This window comes from Mesorhizobium sp. WSM4830 (genome assembly GCF_055811495.1).
This window is the reverse complement of record NZ_JBVVQI010000021.1, coordinates 1-26,180: the sequence shown is the minus strand read 5'-3', so window position 1 is coordinate 26,180 and position 26,180 is coordinate 1. Positions and strand designations below refer to the sequence as shown.

Below are 26,180 nucleotides of genomic sequence, written 5' to 3'. Positions count from 1 at the left end.
ATTTTTCGCCTGCTTTCGGCGATGCGAGGAACTATTTTCCCCGCATGGACCATGATCGCGCTCCCGACGCGATTAACTAGAGATGGCCAGCTCTTCGGCAATGGCTGCGTCGCGTCCGAAGGTTTCGGCCGGCTATTCGGCGGTAACGGGAAAGTTGAAGCGCTCTTTTGGAAACGGCTCGTTCTCCAGCGTGAAGTGCCACCATTCGCGTGCGTAATTCTTGAAGCCGCCGGCACGCATCGCCTCGACAAGTTTTTTGCGGTTAGCGGCCGCTTCACTGGCTATCGGTCGGTGAGCCGTTTCGCTTGCCGGATCGAAACAGTCGAAACCGGTGCCGAAATCGAGCGTGTCGGCATCCGTCGCGCCGCAGACCGGTTTCGGAGCGCTGTTGCGGTCGGCCCGCGTGATGGCGGCATCGACCGTCGATCCGCGCGAATGGGTGGACAGTTCGCCGATATAGCCCTTGGCGATGAGATCCTTGCGCTTGACCTTCGGGTACCATTGCGGGTCCGGCGGGCCGCCCGTTCTGGTCCATTCACCCATGTCGGAGACAGCCCGCGCAGGGCGGTAGCAGTCGAACACGACCAGCGTCAGCCTTTCGGCAGCAATCGCTTTCTGCACTCCCGAAAGCGCTTGCGCCGCTTGCCTGGTGAGGACGCATACCGGCGCATCGTAGCCGCTTACCTTGCGATGCAGGAAATTTTCGAGGCCGGCATAGCGGATATCCTGCCGGATACTGGGATCGATGTCGGCCAGCCGAACAAAGCCGGCGGGGAGGGTGTCAGCAGAGGCCGAGGAAATACCGGCGGCCGAAAGCAAGGCGTAAAACCCAATCCCCTGAATCACCTGCCGGAATCTATTCAAGGGAAATTTTCACTCGACAAAAACCTTCACGCTGGCCGCGCGTCCCGCCGCGTCGATCACGGTCAGGGTCGAATAGCCGGCGCCGTCCGGCTGCCAGGTTGCGGTGCGCCGCCGGTCGATGCCGACCAGCGGCTTGCCATTGGCCAGCCAGCGGAATGGTGCGCGGCCGCCCTGCAGCTTGAGAACCAGCGGCGAGGCGTCGGCCGAGGAAGTGTCGAGATCGACGCGGGCACCGTCGGGCGGAAAGATGATGGTTGGCGCAGGTTCGGTCGGCGTCGCCTGCACCAGCCCATCGGTGCCGGCGCCGAAGCGCGTCAGCGTCACCGGCAGCTCCTCGCGCTTCGGACGCCGGACGCCGGACGGCTGGCTTGGCAGCGGCACGGCGGCCAGGCCGGACCGGACAAAGCCTTCGAACAAGATGGGCGCCGCCGAGATGTAGCCGGACAGGCCGGGCACCGCGCCGGCGTCGGGGCGGCCGACCCATACGCCGAGCACATAGCGGCCGTCAAAGCCGACCGACCAGGCGTCGCGATAGCCGTAGGAGGTGCCGGTCTTGTAGGCGATGCCGCGTTGGGCGGCACCCTGGGGCGGCTTGACGCCTGACAGGATGTCGGTGATCTGCCAGGTCGCCTGCCCATCGAGGATGGTGGTGGTCGAGCGTTCGGCATTCGCCGGCTCGGTACCGTCATGCAGCGTGTGTGCCTTGCCGCCATTGGCAAGCCCGGTATAGAGCTGAACCAGGTCGCGCAGCGTCACCCCGACGCCACCGAGGCCGATTGCCAGGCCGGGCGCCTCGTTGACGGGCAGGATAGGGCTCACATCGGCCTGGCGAAAGCGCGCCATCAGCCGGGCTGGGCCGACCGCATCGAGCACGCGGATCGCTGGCACGTTGAGCGACAATTGCAGCGCCTGCCTGATGCTAACATCGCCCTGATAGCCCATGTCGAAGTTCTTCGGCCGGTAACCGGAGAAATCGGCTGGGCTGTCCTCGATCAGCGTCTCCTGCGCCACCAGGCCTTGTTCGAAGGCGAGGCCGTAGATGAACGGCTTCAGCGTCGAGCCTGGCGAGCGAACGACCTTGGTCATGTCGATCCAGCCCGAACGGCTGGCATCGAAGAAATCGGCGGAGCCGACCTCGCCAAGGATATCACCGGTGCGGGAATCGGCCAGCACCATGGCCACCGAGAGGCGAGGGCCGAGCCTGGCGGCGGCATCCTTGGCCACTTGCTCCAGCCCTTCCTGGACACTCTTGCGGATCGTCAGTTGCAGTTTCTGGCCGGGGATGGCCTTGGGCAGCATCGCATAGGCCGCATGGGCAGCGAGTGCCGGCAAGGTGCGCCGCAACCCCGACACATCGTCGAGCGCGGCACGCGCGGCCTCGCGTTCGCCGAGCAGGCCCGCCGAGACCATGCGGGTCAGCACGCGGTCGCGGGCCGCATGGGCGACGTCGAGGTTGCGGTCGGGGCGCCGCTTTTCCGGCAATTGCGGCAACGCGACGAGCAGGGCCGCCTCCGAGACCGTCAGCCGTTTCGGCTCCTTGCCGAAATAGGCGAGCGAAGCGGCGCGCACACCTTCGAGATTGCCGCCATAGGGCGCCAGCGTCAGATAGCGTTCCAGGATCTCGCGCTTGGAAAGCCGCCGTTCGATCTGGACGGCGCGCAGCATCTGCTTGATCTTCGAGCCGAGGCTGCGGCTGTCGCGCGGTTCGATCAGCCGGGCGAGCTGCATCGACAGCGTCGAACCACCGGAGACGATATGGCCGCTGGTCGCGAACTGGCCGGCGGCACGCGCCAGTGCCAGCACGTCGACGCCTTGATGATCCCAGAAGCGCTTGTCCTCATAGGTGACCAGCATGTCGACGAACTGCTTGTCGACCTGGTCCAGGCTGGTAGTGAGCCGCCAATAGCCGTCCGGCGTAGCGAAGGCGCGCAGCAGCTGGCCGTCACGGTCCTGCACCTCGGTCGAGACCGTCAAAGCAGCCGGCAGCGGCGGCGGAAAAGCGCGGTCGAGCTGCCAGAGGACGGCGGCGGCGATTGCGGCGAGACCGGCGAAGGAAACGCCCGTGATGGCCGCTCGGCGCAGGAATAGTTTGGAGAGCATGGCGCCGCCCCTCATCCGCCTGCCGGCACCTTCTCCCCGTGAAGGACGAGGAGAAGGGGCTTGTCCGCAACGCTGGCGACCCCCTCTCCCCGTCCTTCACGGGGAGAGGGTAAGGGTGAGGGGCGGCGCTGCATCACGTCGTTAGCTACAACCAACCAGTTTGCGTCCCTCTCCATCGTTACGGCGCCTTGACCTCCATCATGCCGGTGGCGGTGCGGGCCGAATATTGCGGCCGGTACATGTCTTCGATCGTTGCTGCCGGGTGGGCGTAGGTGCCCGGCGTCACTGCGCGCACGACGTAGGCGAGCGTGATATTGCGGTCTCCGTCGCCGTCGTTCGGATTGAACGCCGCGACGAAACGGTCGTCGCGGAATTCGAGATGGGCGGCATCGGTCTGGGCCAGCCAGGAGAAGTTCGTCAATTGGGCGCTAGAGACCAGGCCCGGATTGTCGATCTCGAAGCCGGCCGGCAACAGGTCGGTGATCAGCAGCCGCGAAGGCCAGCTGTTCTGCTCGTAAACCTTGAGCACGACGACATAGCGTTCGTTCTGCTTGACCTCCGTCACGTTGGCCTCTGTGCCGTCGAGCCTATAGTAGGTACGGCTGATGGTAAAGCCGTTGCCGCCAGCCTGCAGAGGCTGGATCGGCGAGGCCACGGTGGTGACGACCGCCTGCAGCGGATTTCTGCCGGTATTGACGATGGTCAGCGGACTGTCGGCCAGGTCGCCACCGGCGATCTGGTCCGAATAGCCGCCGGCATGCGGTGCGCCGTTGACGGTCAGCGCGATCGAATCATTGCCGGCCTTCAGCGCCCGGGCCGCCAGCAGCATCCAGGATTCGTCCTGTGTGCTGGTCCACCTGGCGTCGGCGCGTTCCCGGGTCACCAGCTGGATCAGCGCCGGCACGATGGTCGGCACCGGCTTGCTTTCCGCGGCAAGCGCCAGGATCGCCGCGCCGTCACGCAGCGGCGAGCCGTAGTCGGACCGGTAATAGTCATATTCGGGGGTCGACTTGGCCAGTTGCAGCGCGGCCTGGAAGGTTGCCTCCGAGCGCTGCGTGTCACCGTAGAGCGCGAGAGACGCCGCCAATTGGGCGACGGCCATCGGGCTGGTAAAGGCTTCGAGCTGGGTGTCGGCATGGTAACGCAGATCGCCGACCGAGGCCTTCTTGTTGCGGGCAAGCACATAAAGCGCATAGGCGATCTCGCTGCCGCGATCCTGGACGTCCTGATCGTAGCCGATCGCGTTCTGCAGATTGCTCAGCGCCTGGTTCATCGCCAGGGCCGGCACGTCGTATTTCTGCTCGCGCGCCCGGGTCAGGAAATCGGTGACATAGGCGTCGAGCCACAGATCGCCGGAACCCGGACCCCACAGGCCGAAGCTGCCGGCCGAGGCCTGGTAGCTCAGCACCTTGTAGATGGCATCCTGGACGCGGCCATGCAGATCGGGGTCGCTGGCCATGCCGATGCCGGAAGCCATCTCGTTGACGTAGAGAAGCGGCATGGCGCGGCTGGTGGTCTGCTCGGCACAACCATAGGGATAGCGGTCGAGCGTCATCAGCAGCGACGGCACGTCGAAGGCAGCTGCCTGCGAAACGCCGACGCTGACCGAAGCGCCATCGAGCAGGCTTGCCGCCAGCAGTTCCTTGTCGACGCGCAGCGCGCCGCCATTGCCCTTGAGGTCGACGACCATGCGGGTGGTCACCGGCAGTTGCGCCGGGCGCACCGGCACATAGAGCGTCTGCTCGACGGCGGTGCCGTCGGCATGCGCAAGCTTGATGGTGATCGAGGCGTTGCCCGCGGTCTGAGCAATCAACGGCACGGTCAGTGTCTGCCGCTTGCCTTTGGCTAGCGTCAGCTTTTCAGGCAAGGCGGCACTGCCGGTAGACATGTCGCCCGTCGTGTCGATGGTCAGCTTGTAGTCGCCAGCAGGGCCGTCGGTGTCGGCGACGTCGAGCCGCATGACGGCGGAATCGCCGGGCGCCAGGAAGCGCGGCAGGCCGGCGGTGATCACCACCGGATCGCGCACGATGACGTCGGACTGGGCATGGCCGACCGCCTCCTTGGTCCAGGCGACGGCCATGACGCGCACGGTGCCGTTGAACTGCGGAATGTCGAAGTCGATCCGCGCCTTGCCGTCGGCGTCGAGCTGGACCGGGCCGGAGAAGAAGGCGACCAGCTTTTCGGTCGGCGGGCTGCCTTGGGACTGCATGTTGGCTCCGTCGCCGCCGGTGCGCAGCTTGCCGGTCGTGCCCAGCGAGCCGTCGATCAGCCGGCCATAGATGTCGCGAACCTCGAGACCGAGCATGCGCTGCCCGAAGAACCAGCTCTCCGGATCCGGCACCTTGTAGTTGGTCAGGTTGAGGATGCCGACGTCGACGGCCGCGACCATCACATAGGCGTTGGTGCCGGGCTGAACGCCGGCTACGGCGACCGGGATAGACAGCTGCTGGCGCGGCATGGTCTTGTCCGGCGGCGCCAGGCTGACGGCAAGCTTGCGCGAGCCGGGATCGAGCTTCAGCCATTTGACGCCGATGGCGCGCGCCGGCATGCGCGTCTCTTGCGCATCGCCCGGCCTGAACAGCGTTGCCGTGACGTAGGCGCCGGCACCCCAGTCGTCGCCGACCGGGATGTCGACGGTGCTGCCGCCGGCCGGCACGCTGGCGCTGACGGTCTTCAGGAGCTTGTCGGCGCCGATGGTGACGAGCAGCTCGCCGGCAAAGTGCGGCGACACTTTGAGCTTGGCCACTTCACCCGCCGCATAGGTATCCTTGTCGAGGGCGATCTCGAGGCCGTCGGGCGTTTCGGTGGTGGTGGAACTGACATACCAGCCGGCGTCGAACTCGTAACTGGTGGCCGGGCCTTCCGGATCCGCTGTCTCGATCTCGAGCCGGTAGCGGCCCCAGTCGACCGGCAGCGACACCGTCGCCTCGCCATCGGTGCTCAGGTCGACCTGGCCGTTGGCCACCGCCTTGGTGAAGGTGACCGGCTCATAGTTCCAGGAGTTGCTCGAGCGGTACCACTGGTAGCTACGCTCCACCTTGACCAGCGACCACTGCGCGCCCTTCAGCGCCTCACGCTTGCCGTCTGGGTCGACAGCGATCAGGCTGAACTTGGCCGTGCCGCCTTGCGGCACCTCGTCGTCGTCGAAATCCGGGCGGATGCCGATCATGTGGCCCTGCGGGCGTATGCCGATGTTCAGCGAGCGCTCGATCGCACGGCCACCGGTTTCACGCATCCTGACCGTGACCTTTGCATCGACCAGTTTGGTGGTGGATGGCAATTGATCGACGGAAACCGGGAAGGTCGCCTTGCCGTCGTCGCCGACCACCGGCAGGCCGGTGAAGGGCGTCACCGTCGGTTCTGCCGACTGTTCGTCGGCCAGACCGAAGGAATAGCCTTTGAAGCGGTCCCAGTCCCGGCCGGTCGACAGCGTCAATTCGCCTTCGAGCGCCAGGCCCGCGGCCGGCGCGCCATAGAGAAAGCGGCCGTCGACGGTGATGTTGGCGCTCTCGCCCTGGGCGATCTCCTGCTTGTCGGAGGACAGGTCGAACTCGATGCGATCCGGTACGAAGTCCTCGACCAGGAACATCTGGCTGGCGACTGCCGCCTGCTTGGGATCGGTATGGATCGCCACCGTCCAGGTGCCTCGCATGGCGTTGGGTTCCAGCGGCAGGTCGACCGCGTGACCACCGGCCGATGCGCCGTCGCTGACGATGCGGCGATCCTCGACGCCGTCGGGCCGCGAGAAGATGAAGGTCAGCGGCAGGTTCTCGACCGCCTTGGCGGCACTGTCGCGGGCAAGAGCCGCGACATGGACATCTTCGCCGGCGCGGTAGATGCCGCGTTCGGTCCAGGCATAGACGTCGAGCGCGCCAGGCGCCGGCCGTCCGGCGACACCACGGTCGGACAGGTCGAAGCCGGCGCGGCCCATATCGAGGAAGACGAAATCGTCGTCGCCCTGTTTGGCCATCAGCACGGCCGGCGCCATGCCGCTGTCGCCGCGCGTCAGGCCGGGATTGAACACCGCCCGCCCTTCCGCGTCGGTGGTTGCGGTGCCGAGGATTTCATTGTTCCTGGCCAGCAGCGCCAGTTCGGCGCCGGCGATCGGCTTGGCAGTTGCGAGCGAACGGGCAAAGACGTTCAGCCCATCCTGTCCGGTATAGGTCGACAGGCCGATATCGGAGACGACGAACCATTGCGTGGCGTGCGAATCATAGTCGTCGCTGTGATCGTCGACGGCTTGCGCGGTCAGCACATAGACGCCAGGCTTGCGCTTCGGCAACGCCTCGTCGATTGGAAAGGAGGTGGTGACTTCCTTGTTGAGGTCGTTGGCGATGTCGAGCTGGCCTTGCCAGACCGGCTCGCCCATCTGTTCTGAGATGTTCGAAATGTCGTAGCCGTCAAGCTGGCGCAGGAACTGATATCCCGACAGAAGCTGGGCCAGCGAGCGGTCGCCGATGCGGAAGAGCTTCATTTCGGCGGCATTCATGTTGACGGTGACGACCGGTATGCCGCGGCGTGCGCCGGCGGGCAGCACGAAGCTGTCGCCGGTGAAGCGGGCCGAAGGCGCGCGGTCCTGCACGTAGATCGACAGAACCACCGGTGCCGCGGTGACCTCGCCAATGGCGGCCGGCAGACCGGCGCGGAAGGTCACGTCATAATGTTGGCCGTGCTCGAGCCCTTCGACACAGATCTGCTTGTCCTTGGCTTCGACGCCCTTGGGAGCGGCGTTGTCGACGGTGACGAACTGGGAATAATCGACGCCGGTCTTGACCAGCTCCTCGGAGAACTGCGCGCAGATGCGTGGCGCACTGGTGTCGGCGTCGACGGTATGATCGATGACGCGGAAGCCCTTGCGCGCCTTGAGATCCTGATAGGCCGCTCTGACTGCCGGCGAATTGATGAGAGCGAGGCTCGCCTCGTAGGCCTGCAGGGCCGGCCTGTAGAGGTCGCGGCGATCAAGGCCGTCCCCGAGCAGCGCCAGCACGTCGGCGCGCGTCTTGGTGGTACGCAGCAATTTGTAGGCGTTGAAGGCGGCGGAAGTGGCGTTCGCCGGCAGGGTCGACGGCTCCGAACTGTTGGCGGTCGGATGGACGGCAAGCGTTTCGCGCGCCAGCTCGAGCCAGAGCTGGCCATCATCCGGCAACACCGAAACCGCCGCCTCGTATTTGTGCATGGCCGAGCGATGATCGCCCGTCAGCGCCGACTGTTCGGCGGCGGCCCTCAGCGCCGTCAGCCCCTCGGTCGGCTTGGTGTAGGTCGGGCCGGTGAGCTTGTTGCGGTATTGCTGGGCCTGGTCGGCCATCCAGTTGGGGAAGAAGGCGAGTTCGGGTGGCGCGCCGATGTCGGGATCGCCATCGATGTTGACGACCTTGCCGGCGACGGCGCCGCCGAAGGGTTTCAACGAATTGTAATCGGATTTAAGGAAGCACCATTTGGCCTTGAGGTTGTAGGTGAAGGCGCGGCAGGCCGGGTCGCCGAGGCACGTGGTCTTGCACTGGTCGAGGCTGACATTCTGGTCGGATCTGAGATCGAAACCGAAATAGTCGGAATTGTCCGATGTCACCACCCGCCGGGCTTCGGCCGCTTGCGCGACACCGCTCCAGGCAAAAAACAGAAGGAAAAGAATCGATAGACCACGAGCCGCGCGCATTGCCATAAACCCCTCCAGACAAGTGCTTACGTCCAGAAATCTTCAAGCTTCAGTCGCGCTTGTCAACATCAGGACGCGGCAGGATCCGCCTGCCAACGGTTTGCTTTCCGGCCGATGACCGGTAGTAGCTCCATAGGACAGGGGATCACGCTTTCTTGCGGCGACGCAGAAGGTGTGAGTTCCAAGCCCTGTCTATTTCAGCAATTGGATTGTGGCCCCTTTACGAGTGCTTCAGAACTTCATTCCAATTTTAGGTTTGCGGGTTAGGCTAGGAGCGTAATGCCGGCGTATGAAAGGCAGATGTCGGGAGGAACCGCGCCACGGCGCGCGCTTTCGCGCGCCCTGCTTTTCGCATTGTTGTGCTCGACGGCACTTGTTGCCGAAACCGGAAGTGCGGCAGCCTTCGAGATTTTCGGCATCAAGCTGTGGGGATCCAAAGACGAAGATGCCGATATCGTCGATCCGCTGCGCTATGCGGTGACGATCGAGGCGCCGGACGCCGACAAGGATCTGGCCGAGAAGCTCGAAAACGCCTCGGCGCTGAAGGCCGACGAGGAACATCCGGTATCCGGTTCTCTCGGCCTGCTGGCCAAGGCGCGCAGTGACCGTGAGCAACTTGTTGCCGCACTCTACGCTGACGCGCGCTACGAGGGTGTCGTCACCATCACTATTCAGGGCAAGCCGCTCGACGATCTGCCGCCCGATGCCGAGTTTTCCGGCCCGCAGCCGATTCCGGTGGTGATAAGCATAGCAGCCGGGCCGAAATTCACGCTTGGCAACATCAGGCTGAAAGGCGATGCCGCGGGGCTGGCAAGTGCCGATTTCGGCCTGATCGCCGGCGGTGACGCCAGTTCGGGCGCCGTACTCAAGGCCGAGGCGGCGATCGTGCGGGCACTCAAGCAAGAAGGCAGACCGCTGGCCAAGGTTACGGGCCGCGAGATCGTCGCCGAGCACGCCGGTTCGACACTCGACGTGACGCTCACCGTCGCGGCCGGGCCGGTCGCCGGCTATGGCGACACCACTGTCGAGGGCACCGAAAAGGTCGACCGCGACTTCACTGAATATATGACCGGCCTGAAGCGCGGCCGCCAATATTCGCCCGATGAGATCGATGATGCGCGCGACCGGCTGCTCGGGCTCGAGGTCTTCAACAGCGTGACGGTGAAGGAAGCCGACGCGCTCGACGCCGAGGGCAATATCCCGATTGGTGTCGAGGTCAGCGAACGCAAGCCACGCTATTTCGGCATTGGCGGCAGCTTCTCGAACACCGAGGGGCTGGGCCTCGAAGGCTATTGGGGGCACCGCAATCTGTTTGGCCGCGCCGAAAAGCTGCGCATCGACGGCAAGATCAGCGGCATCGGTAGCAACGACTTGACCCAGCTCAATTACAATGCCGGCGTCATGTTCGAAAAGCCGGGCGTGGTCGGGCCGGCGTCGAAATTCATTGCCAGCGTCAATACCGTGCTGGAGCACCCCGACGCCTACGACCATTTCTCGGTCAAGGGCAGCACCGGCCTATCCTACGAACTCGACAAGAAGCAGACGGTTTCCGCGCAAGTCGCGCTGGATTATTCGAGGATCCACGACGCTTTCGGCAAGCACACCTATCTGATCGCCAGCATTCCACTGCAATATGTCTACGACAATCGCGATAGCAAGCTCAATCCGACCCGGGGCTTCAGGGCGCTGGCCTTTGCCGAGCCGAGCTACGACATTTTGAGCGGGGCTGCCTTCGTCAAGCTGAAGGGCGAGGGGTCGGCCTACCAGTCGCTCGATTCGGCCTCGAAATTCGTTTTCGCCGAACGTGTCGCCATCGGCTCGATCATCGGCGCCGGTCTTCAAGATGTTCCGGCCGACCGCCGCTTCTACTCAGGCGGCGGCGGCTCGGTGCGCGGCTATGCCTATCAAGGCATCGGCCCGAAGGACAGCAACGGAGAGCCGATCGGCGGGCTTTCCTTCTTCGAGACCTCGGTCGAGATGCGCATCGCCGTCACCGACAAGATCGGCGTCGTGCCGTTCGTCGATGCCGGCACGGTGTCGACCAGGCAGGTCCCCGATTTTTCGGACATGAAGGTCGGCGCGGGTGTAGGCTTGCGCTATCTGACGGCGTTCGGGCCGCTGCGCGTCGACGCGGCGGTGCCGCTCAACCGCGGCCCCGACGATCCTCATTTCGGCATTTATGCCGGCATCGGCCAGGCATTCTGATGGCAATATTCAGGCGCATCCTCCGTATCCTTTTCTACACGCTGCTCATCGTCGCGGCAGCGGCGGTGGGGGCGCTCGTCGTGTTGACCAAAACCGAGGGCGGCCGCGAAAACCTTGCCGGCATCATCTCGACCATGGCCTCGACCGGTGATCGCAAGGTCACTGTCGTCGGCATCGACGGTATCTGGTCGGGCGCGCTGAGGGTTGATCATGTCGTTCTGGAGGATCGCGAAGGCGCCTGGATGGTAGCGCGCAACGTGGCCGTCGACTGGTCGCCGCTGGCACTCCTGTCGAAGAGCTTCAGCGCCGATCGCATCGGGGCCGAGCGTATCGAGTTGGCAAGGCTGCCGGTGGCCAGTACACAGCCGAGCCAAGGCGGAGCGACGACGCTGCCGGTTTCCATCGACGTCAGGCAACTCGACCTTCCCGAAATCGCGCTCGGGCAGGCTCTGGCCGGCAGCGGTGTCGCCGAACTTTCAGCCAAAGGGGCGCTCAAGGCGGACGCCTCACCGTTGGCGATCGAGACCAACCTCAACATCGTTCGCCATGACGGCAAGCAAGGCATGGTCGACGCCAAAGCCCTTTTCGCGCCGGCTGACAACAAGCTCGACCTCGACCTTAAGGCATCCGAGCCGGCCGGCGGCATCATCGCCAACCTGCTCAACCTGCCGGGCGCGCCGCCGGTCAACATTGTCGTTTCCGGCACCGGACCGCTCGCCAACTGGAATGGCATCGGGACCTTCGTTGTCGACGGCCGGATCGTCACCCAGCTTACCGGTCGCCATCAGCTTACCGACAAGGGTCATTATGTCGAGGCCAATGGCGATGGCGAATTCGAGCGCTTCCTGCCCGAAACCCTGAAACCGCTGTTTGCCGGCAAGATCAGTTTCGACCTCGCCGGCACAGCGACCGCGGCCGGCGGTGTCGATGTCGAGCGCGCCAATATCGACAGCGGCGCCTTGCACGCGACCGCCGCCGGCATTGTCGATCCGAACGGCGCCAGCGACCTTTCCGTGAAGCTCGCCGCAAAGGGGCCGCCGATCGTGCTTAGCCTCGGCAGCGAGGCACAGCCGATAACCGTGGCGATCAAGGATGCCACGGCCCGCGCCTTCGGCGATGGCAAGACGCCGATGGTGGATATCGGCGCGTCGCTGGTCTCGGTGGTGGCGGGCGGCACGCGGGTCGACGACCTGATCGGGCAAGTCCATTCCGATGGCTTCGATATCCAGAACCGTAGCGGGCCTGTCACCATCAAGCTGACGGCGGCCGGCCTGAACACCGACGTTGCGACTTTGGCGCCGTTGATAACGGGCAGGGTCAGCGCCGGTCTTGCCGGCTCGGTCAGCAAGGATCAAGTCGTCGTCGACGAAGGCACGCTGCGCAGCGACGCGCTCAATGCGTCCGTAACGGCCACAGTGGCGCTTGCCGATCTGTCGATGACGCTCAAGATGAATGCCGATGCGGCTTCGACGGCGCTGCCGCCCCAGATCAGCTCGGTTCTCGGCCAGCGCGTGCAGTTTTCCGCAACCGCGACCCGCGACCCGGACGGGGCGTTCGCCGCCAACGCATTGCAACTCACCTCAGGCACGCTTAGCGCCAGCGGCACCGCCAGTGCGCAGGGCACCGACATCCGGGCCGATATCAAGGGCACGCTGGGCGACGTGTCGGTGCTCTCGCCGCTGGTCGGCGCCCAGGTCGGCGGCACGGTCGGTTTCGCGCTGACCGCAAGCGGCGCGCGCAGCGCTCCGGATTTCTCGGTTTCGGCCAACAGCGACAGCCTGACGGCGTCCGGTCATGCTGTGAAGCAGATCAAGCTGAGCGCGAGCGGCAAGGCCGATATCGCCAGTCCCGCCGCCGATGTCTCGCTGACCGGCTCGGTCGACGACCAGCCGCTCGACCTCAAGGCATCGCTGGTCACAACCGACGGCAAGCGCTCCATCAATGGACTTGCCGTCTCGTTAGCCGACAACAGGGTCTCCGGCGACCTCGGGCTCGACGACAACCTGCTGCCGCTCGGCACGTTGACCCTCGATGCCGCCGATATTGCTCCGCTGGCCAGACTTGCCGGCCAGACGGCAGCCGGCGACGTGCGCGGCACCATCCACTTTGCGAACGACGACGGAGCGCCGACGGTCGCGATCGATGCGACGAGCACCGCGATCTCGCGCGGCGAACTGGCGGCGAAGACGATCGCCGTCAACGCGCTGGTCGCCAATTATCTCAGAGCACCGGCAATCTCCGGCAAGATCAAGGCCGACACGATCACCTCCGGAACCACGGTGATCAGCGGCATCGATGTCGACCTGAAGCGCAATGGCGACTGGACCGGCTTTAGCGGCGGCGCCACGGTCGCCGGCATTCCGGCCAGCGCGTCCGGGCGGGTCAGGGTGGCGAACGGCACCACCAGTATCGAGCTTGCCTCGGGCGAGGCGACCATCCGCGGCATCAAGACAGCTATCGCGCAGCCATCGGCGCTGACAATCGCCAATGGCATGGTGAGCATAGAGAAACTGGCGCTCGGTGTCGGCGGCGGTTCGGTTGCCGTGTGGGGTACGGCTGGCCAGACGCTCGATCTCGCTGCCACCTTGTCGGCGGTGCCGGCAGCACTTGCCAATGATTTTTCACCAGGCCTCGATGCCGTGGGCGCGCTCAGCGGCACCGCGCAGGTCACGGGATCGTCGGCTGCCCCAGATATTCGCTTCAACGCCCGGCTCAGCGGCGCCGAAACCAGCCAGACCCGGCAGGCTGGGCTCGGGCCGCTGGATCTCGATGCGGCAGGCCATTTCTCGTCGGCCAGCGGCCTGGCCATCGAGCAGGCGACGCTTGCCGGCGAGAAAATCTCCGGCAAGGCAGCCGGCACCATCAATCCGAATGGCGCCAGCGATTTTTCGCTCGACCTGGCCTCGACCGGTCCGAGCCTGCCGTTATCACTTGGCAGCAAGGAGAGCCCGATCAAGCTCGAGCTACTGGCGATATCGCTAACGGCGGCCGGGCAGGGCACCCAGCCGAAGCTCGACATCTCCGCGACGCTGCCATCGGCCGCCACCAATCTAGCTAAGATCGAGGGCATCACGCTTGCGCTGCACTCCGATCGCTTTGACGTGAAAGCCCGGAGCGGGCCGATCTCCGGCACCGTGACTGCCGAAAAAATCGGCATCGACAATCCGACCATCGCGCCGCTGATCGCCGGCAAGGTCATCGCCAAACTCGCCGGCAGCTTTGCGGCCGATGCCATCGTCATCGATAGCGGCACGGTGACCAGCGACGCGTTGAACAGCGGCTTCAACGGGCGGGTCTCGCTGGCCGACGGCGCCATCGACCTCAATGTCAAGGCGGACGCCGCCTCGGCGGCACTGCCGGGGGCGGTACGTGGCGTGCTCGCCGAGCGGACGCAATTCAGTGCCGCGCTGAAGCGGGACGCCAACGGCAATGTCACCGCCAACACCGTCAGGCTGTCGTCCGGTTCGCTGACGGCAGACGGGCGGGCCAGCCTTGCCGGCAACAAGCTTAGCGCCGACGTCAAAGGCGCGCTGGGCGACGTCTCGCTGCTATCCAAGGACGCTCAAGGCGCCATTTCTTTCGCGCTGAACGCGCAAGGCCCCACTGCCGCGCCGGATCTGTCGCTGACTGTCAACAGCGACAGGCTTTCGGTGGCCGCGCGCGAGATCACTGGCCTGAAGCTCACGGCCACCGGCAAGGCTGATGCCGTCAACCCGGCTGCGAATGTGCAACTCACCGGAAATGTCGGCGGCCAACCGCTGCAGGGCAGCGCCGTGCTGGCGACATCGGACGGCAAACGCGCCATCAACGGACTTTTGCTGTCGCTCGGCAAGAACCGTATCTCCGGCGACCTGGCGCTCGACGATGCCTTCGTGCCGGGTGGCACCGTGGCGCTCGACCTGCCCGATATCGGTCCGCTTGCGGCCCTGGCACTGGAAAAGGCCGATGGCGATGTGCGCGGCACGATCGCCTTCTCCAAGGCGGGCATCGTGCCGCAGGTCGCCGTCAAGGCGACGACGGCCTCGATCTCGCGCGGCGATGTCTCGGCCAGGGCGGTGAGCATCGATGCGCTGATCGCCAACTATCTGGCGGCACCGGTGATCTCGGGCAAAATCCGTGCCGATAGCGTAACTTCCGGCGGCACGGCTATTCGGGGCGTCAACGTCGATCTCAAGCGCGACGGCGAATGGACCGGCTTTTCGGGTGGCGCCTCCGTCAAGGATATTCCGCTGAAGGCCGCCGGCCGGGTCAAGGCGATCAAGGGCACGACGACGGTCGAACTGGCCTCCGGCGAGGCGACCATCCGCGGCATCAAGGCGGCCATCGCCCAAGCCTCGACCATCAACATCACCAATGGAGTGACCAGCCTCGACAGGCTGGTGCTCAACCTCGGCGGCGGCACGGCGACGGTCACGGGCAAGGCTGGGCAGGCGCTTGACCTCAACGCGACGCTGGCGCGCGTACCGATCTCGATAGCCAACAGTTTTTCGCCGGGCCTCGATGCCGCCGGTTCCATCTCGGGCACGGTGAAGGTGACGGGTGCGCCGGCCAATCCGGCCGTTGCCTTCAAGATCGACGCCGCAGGCGTTCAGACGTCGCAGACCCGTGGTGCAGGTTTCGGCGGCATGGGCGTTTCATCCTCAGGTACGTATTCGGGCAACAGACTGACGTTCGACGCCAACATGAGCGATGCCGCCGGCCTCGGCCTCAAGGGCGGCGGCACGATGACGACATCAGGCGCGCCCACCCTTGATCTCAACTTTTCCGGCAAGGTGCCGTTCGCCTTCCTCACCAGGACACTTGCCGCGCAAGGCCTGTCCCTGAGCGGCACGGCCGACGTCGATGTGCAGGTGCGCGGCCCGGCGACGTCGCCGGTGATCTCAGGCACTGTCCGCACGTCAGGCGCCCGCCTGCTCGACGCGCGCTCGGGGCTTGCGATCAACGACATCACCGCCGATGTCGCCATCGGTGGCGGCGTAGCAAGGATCAATCGCCTGATCGGCACGCTATCGACGCGCGGCAGCCTTTCGGCCAGTGGCACCGTCGGCATCGATCCGGCTAAGGGCTTTCCGGCCGATCTGTCGATCAAGCTCGTCGACGGCCGCTATACCGACGGCAAGGTGGTCACCGCCAATCTTGGCGGCGACCTGACCGTCAAGGGACCGCTCACCTCCGCGCCGGTGATTTCCGGTACCGTCAACCTGGCCAAGACCGTCATCACCGTACCCGAAAAGCTGCCCGGTTCGCTGGCTGAGCTCAACGTCAAGCACAAGGATGCGCCCGCCGCCGTGCGTGCGCAGGACAAGGCATTGCGCCCGGCCACGGCAAGCAGCGGTGGCGGCGGCAGCGGCCTCAACCTCGACGTCACGGTCAATGCGCCGAGCCAGATCTTCATCCAGGGCAGGGGTGTCGATGCCGAGCTCGGCGGCTCGTTGCGGCTGACCGGCCCGGCATCGTCACCCCAGGCGGTCGGCACCTTCACCTTGAGGCGCGGGCGGCTGACGATCCTTGCCAAGCGGCTTACCTTCACGGAAGGCACGGTCGGCTTTTCCGGCTCTCTGGTGCCCTACCTCAACCTCACGGCGCAATCGAAGACGACCAGCGCCACCGTGACCATCGTGGTGTCAGGCGAGGCGACCAACCCGAAATTCACCTTCTCCTCGGTACCGGCGCTGCCGGAGGACGAGGTGCTGGCGCAGCTGATCTTCGGCCGTTCGATGTCGAACCTGTCGCCGCTGCAGATCGCGCAGCTTGCCGAGGCTGCCGGACAACTGGCCGGCGTCGGCGGCTCGACCTCCCTGCTGCAGAACCTGCGCAGCGCGATCGGCGTCGACGATCTCGACGTAATCACCGACGAACAGGGCGGCACCGCCGTCTCGGCGGGCAAGTATCTCAACGACCGCACCTACGTGACGATCCAGAAGGGCGATAGGCCGGGCTCGGGCAAGGCAACCGTCGATCTCGACGTTGGGCGCGGCGTCAAGCTGCGTGGTGAGGCAACCGACGCCGGCGAAGCCAAAGGCGGTGTTTTCTACGAACGAGAATATTGAAACAGGCCGTTCGCGCAGGACAGTTGGTCTCCGAAGAACGAGCGGCGCAGCGGCGAATGTCCCAGTTTAATCGCCCGTTGAGATTTCGGACGAAATCCCTGGCGCAGTAGCAAATTTGCGTCAAGACTGTCGTTATCGCGCGAACCGCCCTGCTTTCAAAGTTGCACATTCCTTGGCATGTTCCCAATCCGTGCCGTCTTTGACATCATGGCGCGGATGCGGAATGTTAAAAGGCAGAAAGCCAACAATGGGAGTTAGTCATGACGATCTACAAGAGTAACGGCGACCGCGTTCCCGATCACATCCTGGCCATGGCCGAAGACGCCAAGGCAGGCAAGATGGATCGTCGCGAATTTCTGGCTCTCGCCAGCGTCTTCGGCGCCTCGACGGCGATGGCCTATGGCATGCTTGGCCTTGCAGACCCGACGCCGGCCAGGGCGGAAGAGGTCCAGGGCAAGAAAGGCGGCGTATTGAAGGTCGCGCAATGGATCAAGGATCCGAAGGATCCGCGCAAGTCCGACTGGTCGGAAATCGCCAATGCCGAGCGCCAGGCGCTCGAGCCGCTGGTCAAATATACCACCGAATACACGTTCCGCCCCTATCTGCTGGAGAGCTGGGACGTGAATGACGACGCTACCGAATACACGCTGCATGTGCGCAAGGGCGTCACCTGGAACAATGGCGATCCGTTCACCGCAGACGATGTGATCTTCAACCTCAAGCGTTGGGCCGACAAGAAGGCCGAAGGCAATTCCATGCCCGGTCGCCTCGGTTCGCTGGTCAAGGACGACAAGCTGGATGAGAGCGCGGTGACCAAGGTCGATGACCACACGATCAAGCTGACGCTCAGCAAGCCGGATATCGCCCTCATTCCCAACGTGTGCGACTATCCCGGCCTCATCGTCCACAAGACGTTCGATGAAAAAGGCGGCGACTTCAAGTCCTGCCCGATCGGCACCGGGCCGTTCGAGCTCGTCTCCTACGATGTCGGCCAGAAAGTGGTCTACAAGCGCCGCGAAGATAATAAATGGTGGGATGGTGACGTCTTCCTCGACGGCATCGAGTTCATCGACTACGGCACCGATCCGGCGGCCATGGTCAGCGCCTTCGAAGCAGGCGAGGTGCACACCAACTTCGAGACCTCGGCCGACTATGTGTCGATCCTCGACGGCATGGACCTGGTGAAGTCGGAGATCGTCACCGCCTCGACGATCGTCTGCCGCACCAATGTGACCAACAAGCCTTACGGCGACCAGAAGGTTCGCAATGCGCTGCAGCTCGCGGTCGACAACAATGTCGTCCTCCAGCTCGGCTACGGTAACGCCGGCACGGTTGCCGAAAACCACCATGTCGCCCCGATCCATCCGGAATACTACGAATTGCCGAAGATTGCTCGCGACCCGGCCAAGGCGAAGGCGCTGATGGCGGAAGCCGGCCAGGCCGATTTCGAGCACGAACTGATCACGGTCGACGAGGACTGGCACAAGAACACAGGCGATGCGATCGCCGCGCAGATGCGCGACGCCGGCATCAAGGTGAAGCGTACGGTGCTGCCGGGTTCGACGTTCTGGAACGACTGGACGAAGTATCCGCTGTCGATGACCAACTGGAACATGCGGCCGCTCGGTGTCCAGGTTCTGGCGATCGGCTATCGTACAGGTGAAGCCTGGAACGAGACGGCCTGGTCGAATCCGGAGTGGGATGCCAAGCTCAACGCTGCGCTGGCAGTTGCCGACGCAGCCAAGCGCAAGGAAATGATGAAGGATATCGAGCAGATCCTGCAGGATTCCGGCATTATCATCCAGCCTTATTGGCGCAAGCTCTACAGCCATTCGGTCAAGGCGGTGCAGAACTACAAGATGCACCCGACCTTCGAGCGCGACTACGGCAAGGTCTGGCTCGAACAGGCCTAACCGGACGATCCGGAAAGGGGCGTCTCGCCCCTTTCCCTCGCTCTTTGCATGGTCCTTGGACCGGAGGTCGGCGCAGCAAAAAGTTGCGGACTCTTCGGCCGGGGTCTGCAATAAAAAGGGTATTGCATCTGGGACTGGTCTGAAGGCTTGTTCTGCCGCTGCGGCAGGGCACGGCTTGCAAACCGGTTCCACCCCCAACCCGACCGGCAGGGGACCGCCATGCTTTCTTTCGTTATCAGGCGTCTCGGCACCATGGCATTGACGATGCTGTGCCTGACGATGATCGTCTTCTTCCTGGTCAATCTCGGGCCCAACCTGAAGAAGCTCGCGATCAGCCAGACCGAAATGCACACATCCGCCGAGCAGCTTGAGGCTTGGCTGGTCAACCATGGCTATCGGCAGAATTTCTTTGTCCGCTACGGCCAATGGCTGGGCATCATGCCCAAGCAGCCGGTGACCGACCCGGCGACCGGCAAGCCCGCACAGCGTTTCTCCTTCTGCAACGATCCGGCCGTGCCGACATTCTCCGGCATCCTGCAAGGCGATTTCGGTTGCTCGACCAAGTTCAAGACGACGGTCGCTTCGAAACTCTTTCCGGCGCTCAGCGCCACCGGCATCCTGATGCTCTGCGTGCTGGCCGTGATGGTGCCGATCTCGCTTTTGATCGGTATTCTCGCCGGCATGCGCGAGGGCTCACGCACCGACCGTACATTGTCGGTGGCTTCGATCGCCTCGACGGCGACGCCCGAATATGTTTCGGGCGTCATCTTTACCGTCATCTTCGCCTCCTGGCTCGGCGTGCTGAATGGTTCGGCGGCCTCGGCCAGCCAGGGCATCACCTTCTACAATTTCACCTTGCCGGTGATGACGCTGGCGATCTACGGCATCGGCTACATCGCCCGCATGACCCGCGCCTCGATGGTGGAGGTGATGACGCAGCAGTATATCCGCACCGCCCGGCTGAAGGGCCTCTCCTTCGGCAGCGTGGTGATAAAGCACGCTCTGCGCAACGCGCTGATCGCACCCTTCACGGTAATCATGCTGCAGTTTCCCTGGCTGCTCACCGGCGTCGTCATCGTCGAGGTGATGTTCCGCTACCAGGGGTTCGGCTACACGCTGGTCGAGGCCGCCGGCAACAACGACATCGATCTTCTGCTCGGCTGCTCGCTGGTCTCGGTGTTTATCGTCCTGATCACACAGCTCATCTCCGATGTCGGCTACGCGTTCCTCAATCCGCGCATCAGAGTTCAATAGGAGACCGGCGGATGCAGGTCGAATATCTCAGCGCCTTCAACGTCGTACTCGGCGTGCTTACCCGCTTCTGGCCGGTCTGGATCGCTCTCGCCCTGGTGATGGGGACGACCTTCGGCTACAAAAAGAAGCTAGGTCTTTACGGCCAGCTTTTCGACAGCGGCGTCGGCATCGTCGGCGTCGGCATCTGCCTGTTCTGGCTGTTTACAGCGATCTTCGCGTCGACGGTCGCGCCCTTCGATCCGCTCGCCCAGGTGCCGATCATGAAGGACGCGCTGCCTGGCGCAATCGATCCGCAATCGGGGCTCGCCTATCTCTTCGGCGGCGACAAGCTCGCCCGTGACGTGTTCTCCCGCATGGTCTACGGCAGCCAGATCGTGCTGATCATCGCGCCGGCGGCCACCGGTTTTGCGCTGATGGTCGGCATCACGCTCGGCCTGCCGGCCGGCTATTATGGCGGCAAGATCGATACGGTGCTGTCCTTCCTCGCCAACCTTGTGCTGGCCTTCCCGGTGATCCTGCTGTTCTACCTGCTGGTGACGCCGGGCATCATGGACACGCCGATCCCCTACGCGATGGCCGGGCTGTTCTTCCTGTTTCCGATCATCTTCTTCAGCGTGCTGTTCTGGACGCGCTACAAGAACCGGCCCGACCGCCTCTATATCCTGCTTGGCCTGACGTTGGTGGTTGGCGGCTGGATCTATGCCGGCCTTGTCTTCGATGCCGATCCGTTCAAGATCATCCACATCGATCCCAACCAGCTCAATATCTTCGTGGCGGTGGTGTTCGCCTCCAGCCCGGGCGTGTTCCGCATCGTGCGCGGCCTGGTAATGGATATCAAAACGCGCGACTATGTTGCGGCGGCGCAGACGCGCGGTGAGTCGCCCTGGTACATCATGCTGTGGGAGATATTGCCCAATGCGCGCGGGCCGCTGATCGTCGACGCCTGCCTGCGCATCGGGTACACCACGATCCTGCTCGGCACGCTCGGCTATTTCGGGCTGGGCCTGGCGCCGGAAAGCCCGGACTGGGGCACGGCGATCAAGGATGCCAGCCGGCTGCTGCGCTCCTTCATCCACCCGGCGCTGCCGCCGACGATCGCATTGATGTCGTTCGTGCTCGGCCTCAACCTCCTGGCGGATTCGTTGCGCGAACAGTCTATGAAAGATTGATTCCGGGGAAAGATCGATGCCGGGTTCGGCCCGACATGGTTGAAGAACAAGGATTGGAGCGACCCATGAATGAGGCAGTTCGAAATCCCGCCAAGCCGACCAATGGGCCGACCAATCGGCCGATCATCGAGATCGAGAACCTGTCGATCTCCTTCTTCACCCGCAAGGGCGAGATCCCGGCCGTCATGGATTTTTCCTGCACGGTCATGCCCGGCGAGGCGATGGGCATCGTTGGCGAATCCGGCTGCGGCAAGTCGACCGTGTCGCTCGGCATCATGCGTGACCTCTCCAACATCGGAAAGATCGTCGGCGGAAAGATCAAGTTCCAGGGCAAGGACATGGGAGAACTGTCCGACGAGGAGCTGCGCGCTATCCGCGGCAACAAGATCGCCATGATCTACCAGGAGCCAATGGCCAGTCTGAACCCGGCGATGAAGGTCGGCCAGCAGCTAATGGAAGTGCCGCTGATCCACGACAAGGTGTCGAAGGACGAAGCTTATAAACGCGCTTTGGAAATGGTGCGCGCGGTGAAGCTGCCGGATCCCGAGCGCATCATGCGTTCCTACCCGCACCAGCTTTCCGGCGGCCAGCAGCAGCGCATCGTCATTGCCATGGCGCTGCTGTCGAAGCCGGCGCTGCTTCTGCTCGACGAGCCGACGACGGCGCTCGACGTGACGGTTGAGGCCGGCATCGTCGACCTGGTCAAGGGGCTGGGCGAGAAGTTCGGCACCTCGATGATCTTCGTGTCGCACAATCTCGGCCTGATCCTGGAGACCTGCGACCGCATCACTGTGATGTATTCGGGCGAAGCGGTGGAGACGGGCAAGATCAAGGACGTCTTCGACCGGATGCGCCATCCCTACACGCAAGGCCTGTTCCGTTCGATCCCGCTGCCGGGCGCCGACAAGAATTCGCGGCCGCTGATATCCATCCCGGGGCAATTGCCGCTGCCGCACGAGCGGCCGAAGGGCTGCAATTTTGGCCCGCGCTGCCACCATTTCGTCGAGGGCGTCTGCAACGCCGCCGAAATTCCGATGATCGCGGTCGAAGGCCATGACGGGCATTTCTCGCGCTGCGTGCGCTTCAACGAGATCGACTGGGAGGCGCTGCCGCCCGGCGCCAAGAAGGTCAACGAGCGGGTGGTGCCCGGTGCGCCGGTGCTCCAGATCGAAGACCTGCGGAAGTACTACAAGGTCGGCGGCAGCGAAGTGTTCGGCTCGAGCGAGGGCCGCGTCGTCAAGGCCAATGAGACGATCTCGTTCATGGCGCGCGAATCCGAGACCGTCGCCATCGTCGGCGAATCCGGCTGCGGAAAATCGACCCTGGCCAAGGTGCTGCTCGGCCTCGAAACGGCAAGCTCCGGCCGCGTCAAGCTCGGCAACAAGGAGATCCAGTCGACCGGGATCGAGAAGCGCAGCGTCGACACGGTGTCGTCGATCCAGATGGTGTTCCAAAATCCGTTCGACACGCTCAATCCCAGCCATTCGGTCGGTTCGCAGATCATCCGGACGCTGGAAAAATTCAATGTCGGCGACACGGTGGCCGACCGACGCAAGCGGATGCTGGAACTGCTCGATCTGGTGAAGCTGCCAAGGGCGTTCGAGACGCGGAAGCCGCGCCAGCTTTCAGGCGGCCAGAAACAGCGCATCGGCGTTGCGCGTGCCTTTGCCGGCGACGCCAAGGTGGTGGTGGCGGACGAGCCGGTCTCGGCGCTGGATGTGTCGGTCCAGGCCGCGGTGACCGAGCTGTTGATGGACATCCAGCGCAAGAACAAGACGACGATGCTGTTCATCAGCCACGATTTGTCGGTGGTGCGCTACATCGCCGACCGCGTCGTCGTGATGTATCTCGGCTATATCGTCGAGCAAGGCACGACCGACCAGATATTCGCGCCGCCCTATCACCCCTATACCGAGGCATTGCTGTCAGCGATCCCGATCGCCGACACCAGCGTGGTCAAGAAGCACATCGTGCTGGAGGGCGACATCCCTTCGGCGATGAACCCGCCGCCCGGCTGTCCGTTCCAGACGCGCTGCGGCTACAAGAAACTGGTGCCGGACAATCTTTGCGAAACCAAGGTGCCGCCAGTCAAAAATCTCGGCGACGGCCATATGAGCCTGTGCTGGCTGTCCGACGACGTGCTGGCCAAAATGGAGCCGGTGATCAAATTCGACAAGGAGCACGCCGCGAACGAGGGTGTGCCCGAGGATGCAAACCACGGTGTTGGCCCGGGCTTTGCCGGTGATCCGCCCAAGCGCCCGCATGGCAAGACCGGCAGCGTTGAAGCCGATGCCGAGGGCCAGGCAGCGGAGAATGACGAAGCGGTCGCCAAGGCCCGCCGTCACGAGGTTCGCGACGAGGTTTCAGAGACCGGCGGCACCTCAAGCTCTGCCGATAGCGCGGTGGCACCAATCACGCCGCCGACAGTCGGCGACGGTCGCCAGGCCGAGGACGCCACGCGCAAGCCGCGCAAACCCAAGGGCGGCTGAGAGCCGTTAATATGCTAGACTACGGCGGGCACTGGCGTAGCTGAGCGGCGTAGTCCTGCGCCATCTGCTCGGTGGCATGCGCATAGCGCTGCACATCGGCGTCGCCGCGATTGCCGCGCTTGTAGGCGTTCCAGCCGAGATAGTAGGCGAGATACAGATTGTATGTGTCGTTGCGGGCGACGCCGAGGGTGTCGGCGGTTTTCGAATGATACCAGCCGACGAAATCGACCGCATCGGCAAACCTGGTGCGCCGCGCCGCCCAGCTGCCGGTCTCGTTCTGGTATTGCTCCCAGGTGCCGTCGAGCGCCTGCGAGAAGCCGGTGGCACTGGAGATATGTTTCCAGGGAATGAAGCCCAGCAGCTTGGTGCGCGGCGGCCTGGCATTGCTCTTGAAGCCGGATTCCTTGCGCACCGTCGCCATCAGCACGGGGACCGGCACACCGTATTTCTGCTCGGTGCGTTGTGCCGCCGCCTGCCAGTTGTCGAACCAGCCGTCATTCTGGTCGAACACGGCGCAGACATCGTTGATGTGGTTCGGCGGCGTCGCGCAGGCCGAAAGCGCCAGCGGCCCGGCGATCGCTACAATTTTACTAAAACTCGACCTACGCATGGAAGAGCATTAGGCCGAAAACATAAAAGGAATCTTGCTGCGTTCCTTAACGGCTCATCGACCGCTTTGGGTGGCACTGAGCAAGTATAAACATTCCGACGCTTGTTGTCGCTTTTACCGATGTGCAATTCCCGCAATGGCGCCTTGGCTAAAATCACGCCCGCAGGTGGCGGATTCTTGACAGCTCGATCCTCGTGCCGGCGCTTTGATGCGCCGCATGAGCGAACCAAGACGCAAGCGCGGCGCCGAGCGAACCAGCAACAGGGGACCGACCGCCATCCCGCAACTGCTGCTCAGGCGGGTGACAAATCCGTATCCACCGATGGCGATGCTCTCGGCCGACCAGATCGAGGCGATCCACCAGGCGTCGATGCATATCTTGGAGAATTTCGGCATCGAGGTGATGAGCCCGCGTGCGCTGTCGCTGTTCGAGAAGGCCGGGGCCAAGGTCGATCATGCCTCGATGAACGTCCGCATCGATCGCGGCATGATCGAGGAAGCGCTGAAGACGACGCAGTCCAGCTATACGCTGACGCCGCGCAATCCCGCCCATGCCGTCCACCTCGGCGGCAATACCATCAACTTCACGCTCGTCGCCGGGCCGCCGAATGTGCACGACATGGAGCGCGGCCGCCGTGCCGGCAATTTGCGCGATTATTCCGATCTCGTCCGGCTGGCGCAGCATTTCAACTGCATCCACATGCTAGGTAACCAGGTCTGCGCGCCGATGGAACTGCCGGCGAATTCCCGTCATCTCGACACCTATTTCGCCAATCTGACACTGACCGACAAAAGCTTTCACGTCTCGGCCATTGGCCGCGGCAGGGCGCTCGACGGCATCGAAATGATGGCAATCGCGCGCGGACTGACGCTTGACGAGATGCGCGACGATCCCGGCGTCACCACGATCATTTCGGTCAACTCGCCGCGCCGTTTCGATGAGATGATGGCCGAGGGGCTGATGACGATGGCCGAGTTCGGCCAGTCGGTGGCGGTAACGCCATTCACGCTGATGGGGGCGATGAGCCCGGTGACGCTTGCCGGCGCGCTCGCCCAGCAGAATGCCGAGGCGCTGTTCGGCGTGGTGCTGACGCAGCTCGTCCGCCCCGGCGCGCCGGTGATGTATGGCGCCTTCACCTCCAATGTCGATATGAAATCGGGAGCGCCCGCGTTCGGAACGCCTGAAAACACCAAGGCGAATATCGCGTCCGGACAGTTGGCGCGGCGTTACAGGCTGCCTTACCGGACGACGCCGGGCTCGGCTTCCAATGCCGCCGACGCGCAAGGCGCTTATGAGACGCTGATGGCGCTGTGGGGCGCGGTGCTCGGCCATGGCAACCTCATCTACCATGCCGCCGGCTGGCAGGAGGGCGGGCTCACTGCGTCGTTCGAAAAGTTAATCATCGACGTCGAGATGATCCAGCACATGATGGAGTTTTTGCGCCCGATCGAAGTCAACGAGGCCGAGCTTGCCGTCGAGGCTCTGGGTGCGGTGCCGACCGGCGGCCACTTCTTCGGCGAGCCGCACACGCTGGAGCGCTACGCCACGGCCTTCTACCAGCCGATGCTGTCCAACTGGCAGAACTACGAGGCCTGGCAGGAGGCCGGTGGGCTCGACGCCACGGCGCGTGCGACGAGGCTGTGGAAGAAGGCGCTGGAGGACTATGTCGAGCCGCTGATGGAACTCTCCAGGCGCGAGGCGCTTGAGGCGTACGTGGCCAAGCGCAAGGAAGCGATCGGGCAAAGCGAGCCGTGATGGTTGAACGTCGGGGGGGGCCCCCCCCCCCCCCCCCCCCCCCCGCAAAAAACGGGGGGGGGGGGGGGGGGGGGGGGGGGGGAGAAAAAAAAACCAGAGTGAAGGGGGGGGGGGGGG

General features: G+C 64.0%; 11 protein-coding genes. 7 read left to right on the top strand and 4 right to left on the bottom strand.

All coding sequences use genetic code 11. The annotated features are described in order from the left end of the window. Positions 1-132: 132 nt before the first annotated feature. From AC0L2Y_RS23655 to AC0L2Y_RS23645, 3 genes are all read right to left on the bottom strand, one after another. Positions 133-846: a M15 family metallopeptidase gene (locus AC0L2Y_RS23655; RefSeq protein ID WP_473559827.1), complete on the bottom strand. Its 714-nt coding sequence runs from the start codon at positions 844-846 to the stop codon at positions 133-135. Between the two features lie 27 nt (positions 847-873). Further along, positions 874-2,964, bottom strand: coding sequence for a penicillin-binding protein 1C (pbpC, locus tag AC0L2Y_RS23650; protein ID WP_473559825.1), 2,091 nt, complete (start codon positions 2,962-2,964; stop codon positions 874-876). A 178-nt stretch (positions 2,965-3,142) separates the two neighbouring features. Further along, positions 3,143-8,623, bottom strand: coding sequence for an alpha-2-macroglobulin family protein (locus tag AC0L2Y_RS23645; protein ID WP_473559824.1), 5,481 nt, complete (start codon positions 8,621-8,623; stop codon positions 3,143-3,145). A gap of 273 nt (positions 8,624-8,896) precedes the next feature. Here AC0L2Y_RS23645 and AC0L2Y_RS23640 point away from each other — a divergent pair, with 273 nt between their 5' ends. The 6 genes from AC0L2Y_RS23640 to AC0L2Y_RS23615 all read left to right on the top strand — a co-directional run bounded on the left by AC0L2Y_RS23640 (position 8,897) and on the right by AC0L2Y_RS23615 (position 23,697). After that, entirely contained in the window at positions 8,897-10,822 is a 1,926-nt protein-coding gene (locus tag AC0L2Y_RS23640; RefSeq protein ID WP_473559822.1) for an autotransporter assembly complex protein TamA, read from the top strand. Then, on the top strand, positions 10,822-16,872 hold the full coding sequence (locus AC0L2Y_RS23635) for a translocation/assembly module TamB domain-containing protein (protein WP_473559821.1): 6,051 nt from the start codon (positions 10,822-10,824) through the stop codon (positions 16,870-16,872). The genes AC0L2Y_RS23640 and AC0L2Y_RS23635 overlap by 1 nt, the downstream gene beginning before the upstream one ends. A gap of 260 nt (positions 16,873-17,132) precedes the next feature. Further along, positions 17,133-18,785 (top strand): ABC transporter substrate-binding protein, encoded by a 1,653-nt coding sequence (locus AC0L2Y_RS23630; protein ID WP_473559819.1) that lies wholly within the window; start codon positions 17,133-17,135, stop codon positions 18,783-18,785. Positions 18,786-19,004: 219 nt separating this feature from the next. After that, the gene (locus tag AC0L2Y_RS23625) at positions 19,005-20,039 is read left to right on the top strand and encodes an ABC transporter permease (protein ID WP_473559818.1); all 1,035 of its coding nucleotides are present in this window, start codon (positions 19,005-19,007) and stop codon (positions 20,037-20,039) included. Between the two features lie 11 nt (positions 20,040-20,050). After that, entirely contained in the window at positions 20,051-21,208 is a 1,158-nt protein-coding gene (locus AC0L2Y_RS23620) for an ABC transporter permease (RefSeq protein ID WP_473559816.1), read from the top strand. Positions 21,209-21,273: 65 nt separating this feature from the next. Then, entirely contained in the window at positions 21,274-23,697 is a 2,424-nt protein-coding gene (locus AC0L2Y_RS23615) for a dipeptide ABC transporter ATP-binding protein (RefSeq protein WP_473559815.1), read from the top strand. A 19-nt stretch (positions 23,698-23,716) separates the two neighbouring features. On the opposite strand, the gene AC0L2Y_RS23610 is transcribed toward AC0L2Y_RS23615, so the two are convergent. Continuing rightward, positions 23,717-24,307: a transglycosylase SLT domain-containing protein gene (locus tag AC0L2Y_RS23610; protein WP_473559814.1), complete on the bottom strand. Its 591-nt coding sequence runs from the start codon at positions 24,305-24,307 to the stop codon at positions 23,717-23,719. A 217-nt stretch (positions 24,308-24,524) separates the two neighbouring features. On the opposite strand from AC0L2Y_RS23610, the gene AC0L2Y_RS23605 reads away from it, so the two are divergent. Beyond that, a complete protein-coding gene (locus AC0L2Y_RS23605) occupies positions 24,525-26,063 on the top strand; it encodes a trimethylamine methyltransferase family protein (RefSeq protein ID WP_473559812.1) in 1,539 nt (512 codons plus the stop codon). Positions 26,064-26,180: the final 117 nt, after the last annotated feature.

What these genes read in the sequence shown, in the direction of transcription:
- pbpC (WP_473559825.1), bottom strand. Translation starts at nt 2,964, where the DNA reads ATGCTCTCCAAACTATTCCTGCGCCGAGCGGCCATCACGGGCGTTTCC.
- AC0L2Y_RS23645 (WP_473559824.1), bottom strand. Translation starts at nt 8,623, where the DNA reads ATGGCAATGCGCGCGGCTCGTGGTCTATCGATTCTTTTCCTTCTGTTT.
- AC0L2Y_RS23640 (WP_473559822.1), top strand. Translation starts at nt 8,897, where the DNA reads ATGCCGGCGTATGAAAGGCAGATGTCGGGAGGAACCGCGCCACGGCGC.
- AC0L2Y_RS23635 (WP_473559821.1), top strand. Translation starts at nt 10,822, where the DNA reads ATGGCAATATTCAGGCGCATCCTCCGTATCCTTTTCTACACGCTGCTC.
- AC0L2Y_RS23630 (WP_473559819.1), top strand. Translation starts at nt 17,133, where the DNA reads ATGACGATCTACAAGAGTAACGGCGACCGCGTTCCCGATCACATCCTG.
- AC0L2Y_RS23625 (WP_473559818.1), top strand. Translation starts at nt 19,005, where the DNA reads ATGCTTTCTTTCGTTATCAGGCGTCTCGGCACCATGGCATTGACGATG.
- AC0L2Y_RS23620 (WP_473559816.1), top strand. Translation starts at nt 20,051, where the DNA reads ATGCAGGTCGAATATCTCAGCGCCTTCAACGTCGTACTCGGCGTGCTT.
- AC0L2Y_RS23615 (WP_473559815.1), top strand. Translation starts at nt 21,274, where the DNA reads ATGAATGAGGCAGTTCGAAATCCCGCCAAGCCGACCAATGGGCCGACC.
- AC0L2Y_RS23610 (WP_473559814.1), bottom strand. Translation starts at nt 24,307, where the DNA reads ATGCGTAGGTCGAGTTTTAGTAAAATTGTAGCGATCGCCGGGCCGCTG.
- AC0L2Y_RS23605 (WP_473559812.1), top strand. Translation starts at nt 24,525, where the DNA reads ATGAGCGAACCAAGACGCAAGCGCGGCGCCGAGCGAACCAGCAACAGG.